This is a genomic window from Paenibacillus humicola (assembly GCF_028826105.1).
GTDB lineage: Bacteria > Bacillota > Bacilli > Paenibacillales > Paenibacillaceae > Paenibacillus_Z > Paenibacillus_Z humicola.
This window is the reverse complement of sequence record NZ_JAQGPL010000001.1, coordinates 1,022,853-1,041,791: the sequence shown is the minus strand read 5'-3', so window position 1 is coordinate 1,041,791 and position 18,939 is coordinate 1,022,853. Positions and strand designations below refer to the sequence as shown.

The following is an 18,939-nucleotide window of genomic DNA, read 5'->3' as shown; positions in this document are numbered from 1 at the left end:
ATGGGTTAACCTTTAATGCCGGTCAACGTAATGCCTTCAATGAAATAGCGCTGCGCCAAAAAGAACAACCCGATGATCGGGGAGACGATGGTTGCGGAAGCCGCCATCAGGTATCCCCACTGCGCATTGTACAAGCCTTGGAAAGCGGCCAAGCCGAGCGACAGCGTAAAATGCTTCTCGCTGTTCAGATAGATGACCGGCCCCAAAAATTCGTTCCACACGCCGATGAAGGTGAAGATACCGACGACGATCAAGGCCGGTTTGGACAGCGGAACGATAATATGGAGCAGGACGGTGGGCGGCCTGGCGCCGTCCATGTAAGCCGCTTCGTCCAAATCCTTCGGAATCGTCATGAAAAACTGGCGGAGCAGAAAGATGTTGAAAGCTCCTCCCCCGAACCAGGAAGGGACCGTCAGCGGCACGAATGAATCCAAAGCTCCGAGCGATTTCCAGAGCATAAAGGTCGGAATGAGCGTAACGGCGTAAGGAAGCATCATCGTAGAAAGCAGCGCGGCAAAAATCAGGCTCCGTCCGTTCCATTTCAGCCTGGCAAAGCTGTACGCCGCCATGACGCTGGTCAGCATCGTCCCGGACATCGTAAAGAGTTCAATCATCATGGTGTTGGTAAAGAAGGTTAGAAAAGGAACGCTCGTTAACGCATTCGGATAATTGCTCCACATGAACGGGCGGGGAATCCACTCCGGCGGGAACACGAAGATTTGTCCGTTATCCATTAGCGAGCTGCGGAGAAGCCAGAAGAACGGGAACAGCATCAGAATGCTGCCCGCGATCAAGATCACGTAAACGAGCCCTTTCCATATGGAGAGCCTCACGGAACGATGGGCGCCGTGCCGGGGTCGGACGCGAACGGCCGTCCGCTCCAATACGCTGTTCATGACTTTCCTCCTTCCTCATAGTAGACCCACTTGGATGAGGTTTTAAAAACAACGAGCGTCAGCACCATAATAATCAGGAACAAGATCCAGGCCAAGGCAGATGCGTACCCGATCTTCGACTCCGTGAACGCCTTGCGGTACAAATAAAACACATAGAATAGCGTCGCGTTGTTCGGGCCGCCCTGCGTCATGATGTAAGCTTCGTTAAAGATTTGGAACGTGCCGATCAGCGACAAGACGAGGTTGAAGAAGATGGTCGGCGTCATGCTCGGAACGGTGATGTGGATAAACTTGCGCCACGCGCCCCCTCCGTCCACCTCGACCGCTTCGTATAAATGGGAGGGCACGCCCTGCAAACCCGCCAGAAAAATAATGACCGAATTGCCGATGCCCCAGGTGCTCATCAGGATCAAGGAAGGAATGGCCGTACTTTCCCCGTAGATCCATTGGGAGGTCGGCAGACCGGCAGCCTTAAGCACCGCATTGAGCAGCCCGAAGTCCGGATTGAAAATCCAAATCCACAGCATCGTATTGGCCAGGCTCGGGACGATGGCGGGCAAATAATAGATGGTCCGAAAAACCGATAGTCCTCTTACCTTCTGATTCAAAAGAAACGCCACCAAAAACGCCAGGAGCAGGCCAAGCGGAATGCTGCCGATGGAGTAATACACCGTAGCAAAAAGCGATTTGGCAAACAGCGGATCTTCGGTGAAAATCGTTTTATAATTATCCATGCCGGTAAACGTCCACGAGCTCCCGATCGTCCAGTCCGTCATGCTGATGAAGAACGACGCGATAACCGGTCCGACCGTGAAAATGCATAACCCGAGTATAGGGGGCAGGGCGAACAAAATCCCCCAATTCCGTTCCAAACGGGAAAGTCCTGTCGGTCCGCTCTTCATGGACAGCGCTCCTTTCTACGCGGAAGAGAGGGGGAACGCGAAGGGTTCCCCCTTGCCCGTTTCTATTTGTCCGGATATTTGCCGCTCAGAAGCGGCTCGATTTCCTGCTTTAGATCGCTTAGCACTTCTTTGGCCGGCTTCTTGTTCGTGAAAATCAAATCGAGGGCGGGGGCCAGCTTTGCATTGATCGCAGGATAATTTTTCAGGCTTGCGGACGGAGAAACGACCGTATTGTTCAAGGTATAGTCGATCGCGGCCGTTTTGAATTCCGGCGGGTGGGCATCGTTTTTCGTCCAAGAATCGATTTTGTCCTGCTCCGTATAGTACTGGGTTTCAACCGGCATCCACAAACCGATTTTGTACAGATCGACCTGCTCCGGATTATTGTGGAATTGATAAAATTCCATCGCTTCCTTCGGATGCTTCGTTGTCGAGAAGATGATGCTGGCGCCGGAGATGTACATCGTTTTCGGTTCTTTGAATTTCGGCAGCACGCCCATGCCGTAGTTCATCTTGGTTTGCGACATATCCAGCAGCGACCATGTGCCGTCGATCACCATCGCGACCTTTTTCGTTTGCAGCAGGATGTTGTTGTTCGGCAGGTTCTGCTGCTGGGTGAGATTCGGCGATACGTGGTATTTGAAGATCAAATCCTGCAGGCTTTGAAACACCTGCACGGCCTCCGGGGAGTCCATGGTGTACTTGGTGCCGGAGGCATCGGTAATGTCGGCCCCGTTGCTCGCCAGAAGCGGCCCCCAGCTGGATCGGTCGGTGCTGAACGAGAAACCGTACTGTACCACGTTTTGAGGGTCAAAGCCCGGATCCGTCGCATTTTTGCCGTTCTTGTCCTTCGTCAGCTTTTTCGCAGCTTCGAGGAATTGATCCCATGTCCAGGCTTTGGACGCTTCTGCAGGCGGCAGCTCCAAGTTCGCTTCTTTAAACAGGTCTTTGTTGTAGTAGATGACCATGACCTCCGCTGCCGTCGCGTTGCCGACCGGTTTGCCCGGCGCGCTGTAGTAGAAGGATAAAGGCAGACGATTTTGCAAGCTTGCGTTGTCTTTCAAATAGGGCGTGAAATCGAGCAGCTTTCCTTCCTCCCCCCAAAGGGAAGCAAGAGAATCCGGCAAATAAGCGACATCCGGCAGTTCGTTCGAGGCCATAAGCGTATTCATCTTCGTGTTGTAGTCGCCTGGGACCTGCTCGCCCGTCACCTTAATGCCGGGATGCGAGTCGTTGAACGATTTAATCATGCCATCCACCGCTTTTTTCTCCTCATTGCTTCCCCAATACATAAACTTCAGATTGACGGTTTCGTTCGGTTTGGCGGCGGCATTGCTTGACGATTGTTCCGCTGAAGGACCATTGGAACATGCATTCAGCAGTATCGCCAGAAGCAGCAGCGCAATTGCCAGGCGCGATTTCATAGATTAACTCTCCTTTCATCCCCAAATTGGTCGGATTGCATTTAAAAGGGTTCAAATCGCCTCCTATATCCAAAATTTCAAATCCATCTCTCTCTTCACTCGTAAATATTGCAAATTTTGTGCCAATCCACATCCTGAAGGACCCGTCAATTCCGGGCGGCATACGACAGGTAAAAGATCGCAATGCCGGCGAAAGGTGTCTACTTACTCGAACACCGTGTCTGAAAATTGGACATTGCAGGTGACCGTTAGCATGAATGACTTGCAGCCGGTAATATCATCCCAACTAGGCATAAATAAACAATTAAGATATAATGAAGACTACATTACTGTACCCCTCATGAACGGGTGATCGATTTGGAACATTTTCTTCCGAAGCTTTCCGAGATCATGAAAACCGAATTTATAGACGCTAACCAAGCAAGCGAAGCGGATTTGAGGCAAAGCTGCCTGGAGATGTCTCTAGGAGCGCGGGAATTCCCGGTGATCCGCAAAAGGGACCGTCAGTGGCAGTATTTTTTATATAACCGCGAATCGAGAGGAATACCGGACCAACAAACGGTTTGGCAGCCCGCCTGCGCCGCCCGCTGCGACTTGAACCTGCCGATGATCTCCGACTTGTTCGAAAACTGCCGTCTCGTTGTCGTAGAGGATGACGCCGGCTGTCCTGCCGGTTACATCACTTCCGAAGACGCCTTGCAGAACATCGCCCGGTCATACCGGCGCCTCGATGCTTTCTTTCATACGATACTGGAAACAATGGATGCCTCCATATCCGGTATTGATGAAGAGGGAACGACCGTGATTTGGACGTCCGGTGCGGAGAAGCTGTTTTCCGTATCCCAGGCGGAAATCATCGGGAAACCAATCACCGGTTTTTTTCCCGTGGATATGATTCAGACGCTAAAAACGCTGAAAACGGGCGAACCCGTTTATCATCAGCAGCATCAGCCATGCCCCGAATTCATTGTCCTGATTAATACCAACCCGGTCCTGTTAGACGGCAGGATTATCGGAGCCATTGCCGCCGAAACCGATATCACCAGTCAAATCCGCTTAAACCGCGAATTATTCCAAGCCACGTCGCTGGTCCACCACCTTCAGCAAAAAATGACGAAAATAAGCGCCAAAGAAGATCCTTTCACCGCGATCATCGGATCAAGTCCCGCCATTCAGAAAACAATCGAAACGATTAAAAAATTGGGATCGACCAATGCCACCGCATTGATCCAGGGAGAAAGCGGCGTCGGGAAGGAACTGTTTGCAAAGGCGATTCACGCCGTCCGCGCCAAAGAGAACGCTCCGTTCGTCGCCATCAATTGCGGTGCGATTCCATCCACCTTGTTTGAAAGCGAGCTGTTCGGCTATGAGAAAGGCGCGTTCTCCGGAGCCGACCAGAGGGGCCGCAAGGGAAAAATCGAAATGGCTCAAGGCGGGACATTGTTTTTGGATGAAATCGCCGAAATGCCGCTCGAAATGCAGGTCAAATTATTACGAGTGCTCGAGGAGAAAAGCTATTTTCCCGTCGGAGGTACGCGGCTCGTGGAAATGAACTGCGCGATCGTTGCCGCAACCAACAGGAATCTGGAAAACATGGTTAAGGAAGGATCATTTCGGGAGGATCTCTTTTATCGTCTTTATGTCGTAACGGTTGACGTCCCTCCGCTGCGGGAGAGGAAGGGGGACCTTCTGGAGCTGATTCATACGTTCCTGGACGAATTCAGCTTGCGTTACGGTCGGATTATTCAGGAGGTTCCTTACGATGTCATGCAGGAGTTACTGCTGTACGATTGGCCGGGCAACGTTCGCGAGCTGCGCAATACGATCGAGCGCTTGGTCGTGCTGAGCACGGAAGGCATCGTCAAACGCGAATACCTGCCTCCCAGCCTGTTGAAGGGGAAGATGACCTTCGAAAGCAAGACGCTGCCTCCCCCTCCGATCCCCCCCGTTGAAACGATGAATATCAAAGAGGAGCTCGGACACCGCGAGAAAGAACTGATTTTGAATGTGCTGAGGCAGGAGAAGGGGAATAAAAAATCGACGGCCAAGAAATTGGGCATTTCCAGGGCGTCATTATATAACAAACTGTCCAAATGGGAGAAATAACGGCCGATCGTTCGGCCGTTACCCTCCTGCTCTTTCGTACGATACGCTTTCAACCTGTTGTCACCGGCGCGCCCGAGCTGTTACCGATGGACGGGCATATTGGCAGGGCCCGTCTTCGATAACAGCTTCGCGGCAGCGCCGGCTGCGTTTCGACCTTACGCTTTTACCGGACGGTGAACGGCATAATCGTAAGCCTCCCGGATCGCCTTGAGCTCCTCTTCCTCCAGAGGAAGTCTCGGCGGACGGGTGGGTCCTACCGGATGACCGGCCAATTCCAGCGAATATTTGATGGCATGAACAAGCCGGGGGCCCGCATCGTAGTGAAACAGCGGAAGCAAATACGTATAGATGCTCTTCGCCTCGGCCAGCCTGCCCGCCCGGGCGAGCCGGAACATGTCCGCGCTTTCTTTCGGCAGCGCATTCGTGAGACCGGCAATCCAGCCCGTCGCGCCGATAAGAGCCCCTTCCATCGCCAGGTCGTCCACTCCGACCAGCACCTCCAGATCGGTTTCCCTCATAATGTCATGCATCCGGCGAAGGTCGCCGGAAAACTCTTTGACAGCGACGAAATTCGGGATGGATGACAGCTTTTTCAGCAGCGGAGGCGTAAGATCCGTCTTGTAGTCATGCGGGTTGTTGTAAGCAATAATGGGCATTCCGGCATCGGAGAGCGCTTCATAGTACTTGATCACTTCGTTTTCCGTCGGTTTGTAATTGATCGGAGGGAGTGCCATAATGCCGGCGGCGCCCGCTTGTTTGGCGTGCCGCGCCCAGCCGACGGCCTGACCGGTCGAAGGGGCCGCCGTTCCGACCACGACCGGAACGCGCCCTTTCGCCGTGCCGATCACGGTTTCCACGACTTTTTTCCGCTCTTCCGTCAGCAGGGAAGCGTATTCGCCCACCGACCCCGCTGCCACAAGTCCGTCGACTCCCTGATCAATGAGCCAATCCGCATGTTCCGAAAGCCGCTTGTAGTCGACTTCCAGCTCCGGCGTGAAAGGGGTGACAATCGCAACGAATACACCTGGAAAACGTATCATGTTAAACCCTCCGTTTCTTGTTTTCGCTTCCGAATGTCTGTCCGGCGGCGGACAGACTCCTAGTTCAGTAAAAATCCGTTTCGCAGCGGGTCGGACGGATCGACGATAAACTGGTGCGTTCCGGTAATAAACGCCCTGCCTGTAACTTCGGGAACGATGGCCAGATAAGGTCCGACAGGAACCGTCCCGGCGATGGTGCCGACAAGCGGACTTCCCGCAATGCCTTCTTGAACGAACGATTCGCCCACCGCCAGCTGCCCTCTCGCGAACATAGCCGCCATTCGCGCGCATGTTCCCGCTGCGCCGGCCGAACGGTCCAACTGGCCATCCGCAAATACGACCGTACTGCGGGAATGGGCCCGAGCAGCTCCCGGCGGACCGAACAGGACAACTCCCTCGATCCCCGCAATTTCGCTCATGAAAGGGTGCGCAGGGCATTCAAGAGGGCCTATCCGTTCCTTGATCGCTTTCCCCCACCTCGCAAGCTCGGCGCGATGGCCGATATCGATTCGCAGGTCAAGCGATTCGGCGTCGGCAACGGCGAAGAAGCCCCCTCCGTAAGCGATGTCGAACGAAAGGTCCCGACCGAGAACGTTCGCGGTCTGGTCCAGCTTCACCGCAAAGGAAGGCACATTCCGGAAAATGACGGAAGTGACGCTCGATCCTTCGCGGCATATGCGGGCGGTGACCCGGCCGCACAGCGTATCGACGGTAACGGTTCCGGCCCTGCCGGGAACCTTCAATAAACCGGCTTCCGCAGCAATCGTGACCGCGGCAATAATGCCGTGGCCGCTGAAAGGCAGCAGACCCTCGTTGTGCATGAACAATAAGCCGAGATCCGCTCCGTCGTCATCGGATTCAGTGATCAGGCACCCGGTCATATCGGCATGTCCCCGGGGTTCAAGCATGAGCAATCTGCGGATGGAGTTGTGATTTTCCTGAAATCGGACGGCTTTCTCCCTGAGCGACCGGCCCTGCAGCGGCGGCAGACCGCTTGTAAGGATTCGCAAGGATTGACCCCACACGTGGGCGTCGATCGTGTTGATCAGAAGATCGGTTTCCATTCCTAGCCTCCTCATGGCGGATCAACGATCCGTCCCGAATTCGTGGTCAAGCGCAGGAGGAATCAGAAGAAAACCGTCGTTCAGCTCATCCTCTTCATGGGAATAAAAAGTATGCATGCCCGTGAGCCAAGCCGATCCGGTTATCTTCGTCACGACGGCGTCGATTCCGCCGGCCTTGACGCTTTCCACCACTTGGGCTTTGAACATCGATCCGACGATGCTTTCATGAACGAACAATTCCCCGAGCCCGATTTCCCCCTTCGCGAAGAGAGCAGCCAGTTTCGCGGACGTACCGGTTCCGCAGGGGGAGCGATCGATCCCGCCCGGAGGCACGACAACGGTATTTCGAATATGGGCGTTCGGGTGCACCGGGTCGCTAAAAAACTCCACATGCGTCACGCCGCGAATAAATGAAGCTTCGGGATGCACGATCGCGTATTCCCGATTGATGGCGGTACGGATGCGAATCGCCGCATCCACGATCATCGATGCGTTGGGCGGCTTCAGCTCCAGTCCGATCCTTCTCGCATCCGTAATGGCGTAAAAATTGCCGCCGTAAGCAATGTCGCTGTGGACGCTGCCGATGCCATCGACCTTCACTTCCACGCTCCGGTCGAAAAAGGCAGGTATATTTTGAAAGGAGACCTGCTTGGCTTTTCCGCCCTCCACTTCCGCCTCCGCGACCACCAATCCGGCCGGCGTATCCAGCCGAATCCGGGTAAGCGGTTCCGAAACCGGGATGTTCCCCGTTTCCACCAAAGCGGTGCACAATCCGATCGTATCGTGACCGCACATCGGCAAATACCCGCCGGTCTCGATAAATATGACGCCGATGTCCGCATCCTTGCGGCAAGGCTCCACGATCAAGGCACCGGACATGACATCGTGCCCCCTCGGTTCGAACATCAACAGTGTGCGAATCCAGTCGTACTCCGCTTTCATATGCAGCATCTTTTCCGACATCGTGGCTCCCTTCAGCCGCGGAAGCCCGCTGATCACCGAACGGGTGGGATTGCCGCCCGTATGGGTATCCACTGTATGGAATACTTGGCGCGTTTTTATGGATGCTCCTCCTCATGGAATCTTTCGAATCGAAGCGGCTCCACGGAAATTGTCGTCGGCCGGTCCGTCACCATTTCGCTGATCAATTTGCCCGTAATGGCGGCCAGACTGATCCCGTCGCCCTCGTGACCGGCGGCGATGTAAAATCCGGGAACGCTTTTTACAGCCGAAACGATCGGAAGGTGGTCGCTCGTCCATGGCCTCAGCCCCGCATACGCGCGGATCATATGGAAATCGGCAATATGCGGGTAAAACCGCAGCGCCCGGCGGGCGATGCACCGGACCACCTCCATATTGACCTTATGGTCGAATCCGTTGAATTCCCTGCTGCTCCCGATCAAAAAATTTTGACTTTCCGTCGGCTCAAACACGAGAGCGACGCCGTATTGTTCCATGAGCCGGTCGACGGAACGCGTTTTCCCGAATTTGGTCATCAGGTAGCCGAACTCCATCACTTTGCGCATACCGACGGGCCGCTGCCTTGATGCGACGATCAAATGACCTTTTCGGGGCTCGATCGGGATGTTAAGCCCTACCATGCGGCCCACTTCGAGCGCCCAAACGCCGGCGGCGTTAATGACCTTCCCGGCCGTGTAATCCCCGCGATCCGTCCGGATGCGAAACGGCCCCCCCTTGCCGGTGCGGCCGATCCCCGTAACCGTCGTTTTTGTCCGAAATGTTACCCCGAAGCCGGATGCGCCGCTCGCTAACGCATAGGTAAGCCGATAAGGGTTGACCGTTGAATCCGAGGCGGATTCCAGTCCTCCAAGCAAATCGTCGGCAAAATATTTGGATTCCTGCCTGAGATCGGAACGGTCGAGCATCCGAAACGGGAGACCCAGCCGGCTCTGTTGATCGACCCACTCGCGGGCCGCCTCCATCTCCTCTTCCGTCTCACAAACCAGAATGCTTCCGGGAGCCCGGTATTCGAAGGGCTCTTGCAGCTCCCTGCTCAATTCGGCAATGATTTGCTGGCTTTTCAAACTCATCAAACTGTCGAAACCGGGATCTTTATCGATGACCAGGATGTTCCCGTCGCACCGGGACGAGGTTCCGGAGGACAGCTCTCCCTTTTCGATTACCGTCACATGGAGTCCCGATTTACCGAGAAAATACGCGATGGAACAACCCATGATTCCTCCGCCGATGACGGCTATCTCCGTATGAGTAACCGAACTCAAAATAGTTTCACCTCCCTTGCGCTAACTTCTCATCGGACGGTTTTAAGCATGTGCCCGCATATTCCCCATGCAAGTTTCATGCCAACCTTCGACACGCGGCCTGCTTGGCATGATCCAATTTCGTCCAAAGAATGGCAGGCGATAATAGGTGTACATCCGTCCGGACATGTCTTAAAAAATGGACAATCTTCGTGCCTGTTCAGCGCTCTGCCCTTCCGTACCGGATTGGCATAAATATTGCAAATGAACCTTATGCGATGGAATTGCCTGAAGGGAGGACTTGAAATGGACGAACCGACAATCATCTGCCGTTGTGAAGAAGTCACGATGCAGCGTTTGATCGAAACCGCCAAGTTATACCGGTGCTCGGCACGCGAGCTGAAGCTGCGGACCCGAGCGGGCATGGGGTACTGCGGCGGGCGTACATGCCGTCCGGTCATTGAGCGGATCGCGAGAAGCGTCTCGGGATTAACGGAAACGGATGGGATATCGCTAAAAGTTCAGCCGCCGGTGCGCCCGGTTTCATTCCATATGTTAGGAGGAGACGAATGAGTCCCGGAAGGATTGAAGATCATCCCGTTTTGGGACCGCTTCGCGAGCGGAGAAGCATTGCCTTTACGTTTGACGGTCAAGACGTTTCCGGCTATGAAGGGGAGCCAATCGCGGCCGCGCTGCTTGCATGCGGAATCCGGACCCTCCGTTATCATGAGGAAACAGGGACGCCCCGCGGCATTTATTGCAATATCGGGCACTGCTTCGAGTGCCGGGTAACCGTAAACGGTGTCGGCGGAGTCAGGGCGTGCCTTACCCCCGTTCAAGCGGAAATGAACGTGGAGCGCGGGCTGCCGCTTCCCTCGCCGCTGAAGAAGGGGGGCGAGCCTTTATGACGGATATGCTGGTGATCGGATCCGGACCGGCCGGCTTGGCAGCGGCCATTGCCGGCGCACGGAACGGGCTCCAGGTAAAAATCTATGACGAATTCCCGAAGCCGGGAGGGCGACTGCTGGGACAATTGCATGAGGAGCTGGGCGGCGGCTGGTGGAACGGGATCGCCGAAGCCGGGAAGCTTGTCGATCAAGCGGTCCGCCTTGGCGTAGAACTTGAGCTTGGCGCTTCCGTATATGACCTGCGGCAAACCGTGAGCGGCTGGGAAGTTCATACGAGCAGGGAAACCGGCGCCGCTCCTTCGATCGTCCTCGCAACCGGCGCCGCGGAAGCGAATGTACCCGTTGCCGGATGGACGCTTCCGGGGGTGATGTCGATTGGCGCCGCCCAGGTGATGGTTAACGTTCACCGCGTGAGACCGGGACATCGGGGGGTTATTATCGGAATCAACGTCCTTTCCTTGGCTATCGCACGGGAACTCCAATTGGCCGGAGTCGAGATTGTTTCGATTGTGCTTCCCGCCTTGAATGAAGCGACGGGTGAAGCGGGAAGTCCCGGGAAGGTCATGGGATCGCTCGCCCGGCTTACCCATCTTGCCCCTTCGGCTGCGGTCCGGCTGGGCGGCAGGCTTCTTCGTTCCGAAACGATGCAGGCATGGGCGCTACGCTTGTATCCGAAACACGGCGTGAACCTGTGGGGGATGCCGATCCATGTACGAAAATCCGCCGTAGAAATTTACGGCGACGGACGGGTGCAGGGGGTAAAAATTACCGATAACGCGGCTGACGGGAGCATCAAACCCGGTACGGTGCGCGACGTCCCTGCCGATTTCGTATGCATCGCGGGCGGATTGTATCCTCTGGCGGAGCTGGCGGCCGTCGCGGGCTGCCCGTTCGTTTATGCCGCCGAACTGGGCGGCAGCGTCCCTCTGCATAACGAACGGATGCAGACGCCGCTCAAAGGCATGTACGTCGCCGGGAACATTACGGGAATCGAAAGCGCGAAAATTGCGATCGCCCAAGGGAACGTGGCCGGTCTCTCGATCGTAAGGGATCGCGCCGGTTCCGGCAGCCCGATCGAACAGGAGCTTCGGCAAGCCATTCTTCATGTGCAGGCGGAGCGAGAGAACGCGCTTATCCAATTCCACCCTTTCATTCTGAAAGGACGGGAGCATGTGGCAGCCGAGTGGAGAAAATCGCTTAAGTAAAACAAAGAGGCGCCCCGATATGCGCCTCATTGTTTTATACGTGCCGCATTTTCCGGAGAGCGGAGCATAAAATCCGCTCTTCCTCGCGGTATTTCGCAACCGTCCTGCGGGACAAGCAAATGCCGTCTTTTCGCAGCGATTCCGATATTTGCTGGTCCGACAGCGGTTTCCTCCTGTCTTCGTCCTTGATCATCGTGACGATTTTCTGTTTTACCGCTTTGGAAGACATCGGATCGCCGCCGGCGGTCGGAATTCCGACGGAAAAAAAGTGAGTCAGCGGGAACACGCCGCAGGCCGTCTCCACATACTTGTTTCTGGCCGTTCTGCTCACGGTTGACGGATGAACGTCCAGCTTTTGTGCAATCGTTTCCAAATTCAAAGGCCGCATGTAGGCCGCTCCTTTCTCAAAGAAAGGGAGCTGTTCATCTACCACTGCTCCAATCACATTCCGGAGCGTCTTATTCCGGTATTCCAGGCCCCGGATCAGCCATTTTGCGGTTTTTACGCAGTTTCTAACGTAATGCTTCACCTCTCCTTCGGAAGAAGATTCGATTTGCTCCGCATAACCTTCAAGTACGGACAGCTTCGGGGCCGCTCCGTGATTCAGCTCGATCTGATGGCTGCCGTGCGATACAACGATTTGGGCATCGACGATAATACGCGGTTCTTCATGATCCGACTCGGCAAGGCACGGTCTGGGATTCAAGCTGCGTATGTACTCGAGCACCCGAAGCACATGCGCCTGATCCGTCCCCGTCTCCCGGGCAATCTTGTCATATTTCCCTTTTGCCAAATCCGGCAGGAAACGGCTGACGATTTCAACCGCAAACGGAAGGCGGCGTTCATCGCACCGGATTTGCAGCAGCAAGCATTCCGCCAGCGTTCTTGCGCCAACGCCGGGGGGGTCGAGCGACTGCAGCCGATGAAGTCCCGCTTCCATCATTTCAGCCGGATAACCGAGATGCGATCCCGCTTCTTCCAGGGAGACCGTCAGATATCCCGAATGGTCTACATTCCCCGCCAAATAACACGCTGCATGCAGTACGCCTGCCGGGCATTTCTCCATACGCAGTTGTCTCGTGAGTTTATCCTCGAGCGTCTCGCCGGGCGAGGCAATCCGGTTAAAATCGCTCTCCTTGACGTCAGCACGATTCATGCGGCTTTCTCCCCGATACGGTTTATCCGGCCATTCGATTTCAAGGAACGGGTTTTCCTCGGACCGTTCGTGAAGAAACGAGGTCAGCTCCTGGACGGAGAATTGGAGCAAACGGATGGCTTGCTGCATCTCCAGCGTCATATGGATACCGGGCCGCTGCTCCTGAACCAAACGATAACCGAGCTGCATAGTTACCCTCCTTGCCTGCTCGTCATTTGAACCTGCATTTTTGTCGGCAAAACGCTGAAGCTCTCAAGGAACCCCCGCACAAACAGATGAGTTGTCCCTCCCCCTCCTCCTGATTCTTTATCCGCTAAAAGACATGCAATATTTATGCCAACGGCAGCATGCCGGCAGCCTTCACTCCGGGGGCGGCAGCTGTCCAGGATAAACACCGGCGGCAGCAAGGGAGCGGCAGCTGTCCAGGAATGTAAACGCCGGTGACCGAAATTGTGTCCATGGGTTTATAAACTGTCTAAAAAACTGGACAACTGCAAAACCTCTTTGAACCTGCCGCAGCTTCATTTTAAAAAATCGATCGCCGCTCAACAAGACCGATATTAACCATGCAATTCGGAATTTATCTTCTAAATAGCGGTTCGGTTTTGTCAGGTTCAAACGGCCAAATGGTGAACAAAGGATTGGAAATCGAAGGATCCCATGATGTTGGTACATAAATTGCAACGGTATTATCAAGCACGCTCGGGAAACCGGGACGAAGTACAAATTCGATTGATGTACGACGGACGTGCGAAGTAACCTCTATTTTCGGAAGGGGGGCAAAAGGAAACCCATTTTCAACCGTCAATCCGTTGCAATCCGGGGAGAAAGAATTCATCTTCCGCTCACGGATTGAATTCGGGTCTGCCCATCGTTCAACTTTGGTGAAATTAATTAAACTCAAGTGAACTTCATTGCGAACAGGGGGAGGAGTTTACCATGGATGCTTATTCACTCAAGCGGCGCTACAAAGTCGGTATCGTCGGCGCCGGGGTCGTTTCGCCCATGCATCTGGAAGGACTAAAGAGACACCCGGAGCTTGTCGAAATTCATGCTTTATGCGATGCGGATGAACAAAAGCTGATCGAAAGGAGCGAACAGTACCTGATCCCGAACCGGTATACATCCGTGGAGAAAATGATCGCCGAATCTTCCATGGATGCGGTTATTCTCTGTACGCCGTCCCACTTGCGCAAAGAAATCATTTCCCTGTTTTTTCAAGCCCGCATTCCGGTATTTTGCGAGAAGCCTTTAGCCGAAACTTACGAGCAGGCTCATGAAATTGCCGAATTGTCGGTGAAGCACAATGTCCCGCTTCAGATCGATCAGAACTTCAGGCGCTTCTTCAGCTTCCATATCGGACGCCGCTTGCTGCAGGGTGGCGCACCCGGCAAGCCGCTTCATCTGACCCAAGCCGTGAACGGCCTGCGCAGGGATATCGGCTGGCGGCTCACCAGGGAACGTTACGTCATGGCCGTTATGTCCAATCACTGGTTCGACGGATACCGGTATATGATGCAGTCGGAACCGAAAAGCGTGTATTGTAAAGCCGTTCCAGCCCCTGGCGGCGTCAGCCGGGATATCGCCGTTTCCGTCATGCTGGAATTCGAAAACGGCTGCATCGTTTCCCTGAGCGAAAGCTTCAACAGCTATACCGGACTTCGCGGCTCCACCTTGGACTGTACAAACGGCGGGTTCATCATGGATTACAAGCGGCTCGAAATGGTTTCTCCGTCCGGCGAAAAAACGATTTTCCAAAACCCGTACGATAAACCGGAAGCCACCTTCTACCTGTTCTATGATTTATTGAAGTCCATCGAAGAGAAGCGACAACCGGAAGCCGGCGTCGAAGACAATTTAAAGACGATGAAAATATTCGAATCCGCGTACCGTTCTCTGGAAAAGGACCGTGTCGTAAAGCTCGGCGAATGGTGATCACTTACGCTTGAACGTTTCTGAGGGAAAGAAATATCAATGAGGAGGTCGTCCCAAATGAAAAAAATGTTCAGCATTGCGGTTGTCATCCTGCTGGCTGCAGTCATGGGCTGCAGCTCGAACGGCGCCGATTCCCCCAGCTCTTCGCCTGCCGGGAGCAGCTCCGGCGATAAAGTAGAGCTCACCTTCTCCTTTTGGGGAGACAACATCGAAAAAGAATCGTATACCAAGCTTATCGAATCCTACAACAAGGCCCATCCGAACGTGACCATCAAGCCTATGTATATCCCCGACGATTACAATACGAAGTTGAATGCTTTAGCCGCATCGAACACGCTTCCCGATATCGCCAAAATGAATGCCGGCCAAATCTTCCCTTGGGCGAAATCGAACCGTTTTCTGGACATTACGCCTGTACACGAAAGCAATCAAGTCGGCAAAAAGCTCGATTACGTTGCGTTTAAAGATTCGGCCGGTAAAACGATCGGTTACAGCTCGAACAACGAAATCATCATCATGTACTACAACAAAGACATTTTCGACGAAGCCAACATTCCCTACCCTCCCGCCAATGCCGCCAACGCCTGGACCTGGGAACAATTTGTCGATACCGCCAAAAAGCTTACCAAGGACAAGAACGGGAAGCATCCGGGCGAACCGGGATTCGATCCTGCCAATATTACAACGTACGGCGTGAACATGACGCGCAACTATACGACCATTCAACCGTTCCTGCTCAGCAACGGAGGCGGGCTCGTCACCAGCAGTGATAAAAAGCTGCTGCTTGATACGCCCGAAAGCATCGAGGCTCTGCAGCGTATTGCCGATCTGTCCAATGTGGACATGGTCATGCCGAAGCCGGCACAAAGCTCAACGCTTCCCTCTGCCGACGCCGCTCTGCTCACCAAAAAGGTCGCGATGGTGATTGACGGACAGTGGAGCCTTCAGGTACTGGGAAAGGCGATGGCCGAACAAGGACTGAAGCTCGGTACCGCCGTCCTCCCGAAAATGCAGCAAGCGGTCACCATCAATACCGGATCGGCGATTGAAATCATGGCCACGGAAAATTCGAAAAAGCATTTGAAGGAAGCCCAGGAGTTCTATGCTTTCGTCATGGATCCTCAAAATATTTTTCCGCTTATCGAAACCGGGCTTGCGATGCCGAACGAAGAAAAATGGTTTACCGACCCGGATCTGATCAAGAAATGGGTAGACAATCCGTACCATCCGAAAGAATATAAAGAATCCGTCGTCGATTACGGATTGAAGAATGTCCAGCAGCAAGCCGGATTTTATTGGGAAGACGATGTGAAGGCGCAGACGATTATCCTGCCTGCTTTGGATCAGCTCTGGCTGGGCAAGAAAACGGCGGAGGACGTCGTGAAAAATGACATTATGCCGAAATTGAAGCAGGAGCTGGGTATGTAATGGAAACCGTCAGGGAATATGCGATCACCCGGAAATCGGCCGCAAGATCGAAAAGGGTAAGAAGCGAAGCCGTCGCAGGCTATTTATTTACGCTTCCCGTTATATTGGGATTGCTGCTCTGGACGATCGGGCCCATGATGGCTTCATTGGTGATCAGCTTTACCAATTGGCAGGTTTTTGACGTATTGCGATGGGTCGGCATTCGTAACTACGACAAAATCTTTACAAGCGATTTATTTTTCTACAAGTCGATTCTGGTTACTCTTTATTATGCTTTCGGCAGTGTGGTGACGACGTCCATCGCATCCATCCTGCTCGGAACGCTGATGAATCTGGGCTTGAAGAGGATCGCCATCCTCCGCACCATCCTTTATATGCCGACCATCGTTCCGGCGGTCGCAAGCAGCTTTTTGTGGATATGGCTGTTCAATCCCGATTTCGGTCTTTTGAACACCGTTTTGTCCGTATTCGGTATTCCGAAGCAGCAGTGGATTTTCGACGAATCGTCGGCTGTGCCGTCTTTGATCTTTATGCATTTGTGGTCAAGCGGTTCCGGCGCTCTGATCATTTTGGCCGGACTGAAAGATGTGCCCAAACATTTGTATGAAGCGGTAGAGATCGACGGCGGGAATTGGCTGCACAAGTTTTTCTTCGTTTCCCTGCCCATGATCACGCCGGTCATTTTCTTTAATCTCATCATGGGATTTATCGGATCGCTGCAAGCCTTCACACAGGCCTATGTCATGACCAGCGGAGGACCGAACAACGCCACCCTGTTTTACGCTTACTTTATTTACCGGGAAGCGTTTGTCAACAACAATTTCGGGTATGCGTGCGCGCTGGCATGGATCTTGTTTTGGATCATAGCCGTTTTGACGGCTTTTATATTCAAGTCCTCGAAAGGTTGGGTTTTCTATGGCGGCAAGTAACCGGTCGTTCATCCGGCATCGGCATCCCTTGGGAAACGCAACAAAGCATGTCCTGCTGTATGTAATAGGCGTTTTAAGCCTGTTTCCTTTTTATTGGATGGTCAAAAGCTCTTTGATGGATAATTATGAGCTGTTCCGGTTTCCTCCGAAGCTATTTCCTAACCAGTTTCTATGGCAAAATTATATCGACGTTTTTAAGGCCGTACACTTTCCGCTCTACTTTAAAAACACGATGATGATTGTCATCCCTGTCCTGGCCGGTACATTAATCACCAGCAGCTTAGGCGGATACGGCTTCGCGCGCCTCCGGTTCCCGCTTAAGAAGATGTGGTTCGTTCTGGTCATGTCGTCCCTTATGCTTCCGCCCGCCGTGACGCTGATTCCCAGATATATCCTATGGAGTAAACTGGGAGCCATCAACACGTTTTACCCGCTCACGGTGCCGGCATGGTTCGGAGGCGGTGCGTTTAACATTTTTTTGATCCGGCAGTTTTTCTTGGGGATCTCCAAAGAGCTGGATGAGTCGGCGATGATGGACGGCGCGGGCTATTTTCAAATCTTTGTCCGGATTATGCTTCCTTTGATTTATCCTGTGCTAGTCGTCATCACCTTTTTTACGTTTATCAACGAATGGAACGATTTCCTACAGCCGCTGCTGTACTTGAACCAAGATACGAAATTTACTTTGGCGCTTGGTCTGATTACGCTGCGGGGGGAGTTCAACACGCAGTATAATTTGTTGATGGCCGGAGCGGCTCTCATGACACTGCCTGCGATCATCATCTTTTTCTTCGGTCAGCGATACTTCGTGGAAGGAATCAGTACGACCGGCATTAAGGGTTGACATTCGATATTGGAGGTCGCGGATATGAGCGAAACGATGGCAAATAGGTCGGGAAAGATAAAGCTGGCTTTTTCCAAGCCAACGAAATCGCCGGAAGAACAAACCGAATTATTCGGCAGCTACCGCTCATTCGGCTATGAGGGATTGCAGCTTAAATACAACCAGTTCATGCCGTATCTCGAGGAACCGGAACGGTTCATGGAGCAGTGGGGGCATCTGGAAGGAGCCGGATCGGGGCTGATCCTGGGCGGAAAGCTGGATGAAGAAGGCCGGGCGGTGCTGCGGCGGTTGTTTGCTTTTGCCAAAGGCATCGGGACAGAGCGGATTGTATTCTGCCACCTCGTTGCTCGCGAAGGCTTAACCGGTGAAGATATTGCCGGATATGCGCGCATCCTTTCCCGTCTGGGCAAAGAGGCCCGTGAGCAGGGTCTGCGGCTTTCTCTCCATCATCATTATGACCAGCCGGTCATGCACCGGGAAGATTTTGACATCTTTTTCGGCCATGTGGAAGAGGAGTCCGTCGGATTGACCGTGGATACCGCCCACTTGGTCAAATCCGGTATTTCCGACATTGCGGAAATCATCCGCAGCTTTCGCCATGTGATCGATAATTTTCATTTGAAGGATTATGCCAATGGCGATTGGATGGTGCTGGGCAGAGGCGGCATTCCTTTCGATCCGGTCTTCCGGTCGATCCGTGAAATCGGATACAGCGGATGGATATCCGCTGATGAGGAAAGCGGAGGCGGAATCGCCGAAGGGCTGAAGGACTGCTACGCGTTCATTACAAACGGCAGCTTGATTCGACCATAAGGAAGCCCGTGCGGACGGCCGATTGGGGTCACATTCTTAGCGCTGCTTCGGATCATCCAATCGGCCG

17 protein-coding genes are annotated in these 18,939 nt (G+C 53.7%); 9 read left to right on the top strand and 8 right to left on the bottom strand.

Going from position 1 to position 18,939, the window contains the following annotated elements:
* Positions 1-5: 5 nt before the first annotated feature.
* From PD282_RS05055 to PD282_RS05045, 3 genes are all read right to left on the bottom strand, one after another.
* Positions 6-896 (bottom strand): carbohydrate ABC transporter permease, encoded by an 891-nt coding sequence (locus PD282_RS05055; RefSeq protein WP_420832271.1) that lies wholly within the window; start codon positions 894-896, stop codon positions 6-8.
* Positions 893-1,798 (bottom strand): carbohydrate ABC transporter permease, encoded by a 906-nt coding sequence (locus tag PD282_RS05050; RefSeq protein ID WP_274649255.1) that lies wholly within the window; start codon positions 1,796-1,798, stop codon positions 893-895. The genes PD282_RS05055 and PD282_RS05050 overlap by 4 nt, the downstream gene beginning before the upstream one ends.
* Before the next feature lie 62 nt (positions 1,799-1,860).
* On the bottom strand, positions 1,861-3,222 hold the full coding sequence (locus PD282_RS05045) for an ABC transporter substrate-binding protein (protein WP_274649254.1): 1,362 nt from the start codon (positions 3,220-3,222) through the stop codon (positions 1,861-1,863).
* A gap of 483 nt (positions 3,223-3,705) precedes the next feature.
* Between PD282_RS05045 and PD282_RS05040 the strand changes: the two genes are divergently transcribed.
* Positions 3,706-5,328 carry a sigma-54 interaction domain-containing protein gene (locus PD282_RS05040; RefSeq protein ID WP_274649253.1) on the top strand — a complete coding sequence of 541 codons (1,623 nt, stop codon included), beginning with the start codon at positions 3,706-3,708 and terminating at the stop codon, positions 5,326-5,328.
* Between the two features lie 155 nt (positions 5,329-5,483).
* On the opposite strand, the gene PD282_RS05035 is transcribed toward PD282_RS05040, so the two are convergent.
* From PD282_RS05035 to PD282_RS05020, 4 genes are read right to left on the bottom strand one after another with little or no spacing between them, the layout of a single operon-like run.
* On the bottom strand, positions 5,484-6,368 hold the full coding sequence (locus PD282_RS05035) for a dihydrodipicolinate synthase family protein (protein WP_274649252.1): 885 nt from the start codon (positions 6,366-6,368) through the stop codon (positions 5,484-5,486).
* A 59-nt stretch (positions 6,369-6,427) separates the two neighbouring features.
* Positions 6,428-7,432, bottom strand: a complete 1,005-nt coding sequence (locus PD282_RS05030) for a proline racemase family protein (protein WP_274649251.1) — start codon at positions 7,430-7,432, stop codon at positions 6,428-6,430.
* A gap of 21 nt (positions 7,433-7,453) precedes the next feature.
* Entirely contained in the window at positions 7,454-8,494 is a 1,041-nt protein-coding gene (locus PD282_RS05025; protein ID WP_274655034.1) for a proline racemase family protein, read from the bottom strand.
* The gene (locus PD282_RS05020; RefSeq protein WP_420832346.1) at positions 8,491-9,627 is read right to left on the bottom strand and encodes an NAD(P)/FAD-dependent oxidoreductase; all 1,137 of its coding nucleotides are present in this window, start codon (positions 9,625-9,627) and stop codon (positions 8,491-8,493) included. The genes PD282_RS05025 and PD282_RS05020 overlap by 4 nt, the downstream gene beginning before the upstream one ends.
* A 333-nt stretch (positions 9,628-9,960) precedes the next feature.
* Between PD282_RS05020 and PD282_RS05015 the strand changes: the two genes are divergently transcribed.
* Genes PD282_RS05015 through PD282_RS05005 form a run of 3 tightly spaced genes read left to right on the top strand, consistent with a single transcriptional unit; the run spans position 9,961 to position 11,767 of the window.
* Positions 9,961-10,227, top strand: a complete 267-nt coding sequence (locus PD282_RS05015; protein ID WP_274649249.1) for a (2Fe-2S)-binding protein — start codon at positions 9,961-9,963, stop codon at positions 10,225-10,227.
* Positions 10,224-10,562 carry a (2Fe-2S)-binding protein gene (locus PD282_RS05010; protein WP_274649248.1) on the top strand — a complete coding sequence of 113 codons (339 nt, stop codon included), beginning with the start codon at positions 10,224-10,226 and terminating at the stop codon, positions 10,560-10,562. The genes PD282_RS05015 and PD282_RS05010 overlap by 4 nt, the downstream gene beginning before the upstream one ends.
* Positions 10,559-11,767: an NAD(P)/FAD-dependent oxidoreductase gene (locus PD282_RS05005; RefSeq protein ID WP_274649247.1), complete on the top strand. Its 1,209-nt coding sequence runs from the start codon at positions 10,559-10,561 to the stop codon at positions 11,765-11,767. The genes PD282_RS05010 and PD282_RS05005 overlap by 4 nt, the downstream gene beginning before the upstream one ends.
* Before the next feature lie 34 nt (positions 11,768-11,801).
* Here the strand turns inward: PD282_RS05005 and rpoN are convergent, their stop codons facing one another.
* On the bottom strand, positions 11,802-13,112 hold the full coding sequence (rpoN, locus tag PD282_RS05000; protein ID WP_274649246.1) for an RNA polymerase factor sigma-54: 1,311 nt from the start codon (positions 13,110-13,112) through the stop codon (positions 11,802-11,804).
* A gap of 750 nt (positions 13,113-13,862) precedes the next feature.
* On the opposite strand from rpoN, the gene PD282_RS04995 reads away from it, so the two are divergent.
* The 5 genes from PD282_RS04995 (at position 13,863) to PD282_RS04975 (ending at position 18,872) form a co-directional block, all read left to right on the top strand.
* Positions 13,863-14,858, top strand: coding sequence for a Gfo/Idh/MocA family protein (locus PD282_RS04995; protein ID WP_274649245.1), 996 nt, complete (start codon positions 13,863-13,865; stop codon positions 14,856-14,858).
* Positions 14,859-14,915: 57 nt separating this feature from the next.
* Positions 14,916-16,286: an ABC transporter substrate-binding protein gene (locus PD282_RS04990; RefSeq protein ID WP_274649244.1), complete on the top strand. Its 1,371-nt coding sequence runs from the start codon at positions 14,916-14,918 to the stop codon at positions 16,284-16,286.
* A complete protein-coding gene (locus PD282_RS04985; protein ID WP_274649243.1) occupies positions 16,286-17,215 on the top strand; it encodes a carbohydrate ABC transporter permease in 930 nt (309 codons plus the stop codon). Before PD282_RS04990 ends, PD282_RS04985 begins: the two co-directional genes overlap by 1 nt.
* Before the next feature lie 115 nt (positions 17,216-17,330).
* Positions 17,331-18,059 (top strand): carbohydrate ABC transporter permease, encoded by a 729-nt coding sequence (locus PD282_RS04980; RefSeq protein ID WP_274655032.1) that lies wholly within the window; start codon positions 17,331-17,333, stop codon positions 18,057-18,059.
* Between the two features lie 24 nt (positions 18,060-18,083).
* A complete protein-coding gene (locus PD282_RS04975) occupies positions 18,084-18,872 on the top strand; it encodes a sugar phosphate isomerase/epimerase family protein (protein WP_274649242.1) in 789 nt (262 codons plus the stop codon).
* Positions 18,873-18,939: the final 67 nt, after the last annotated feature.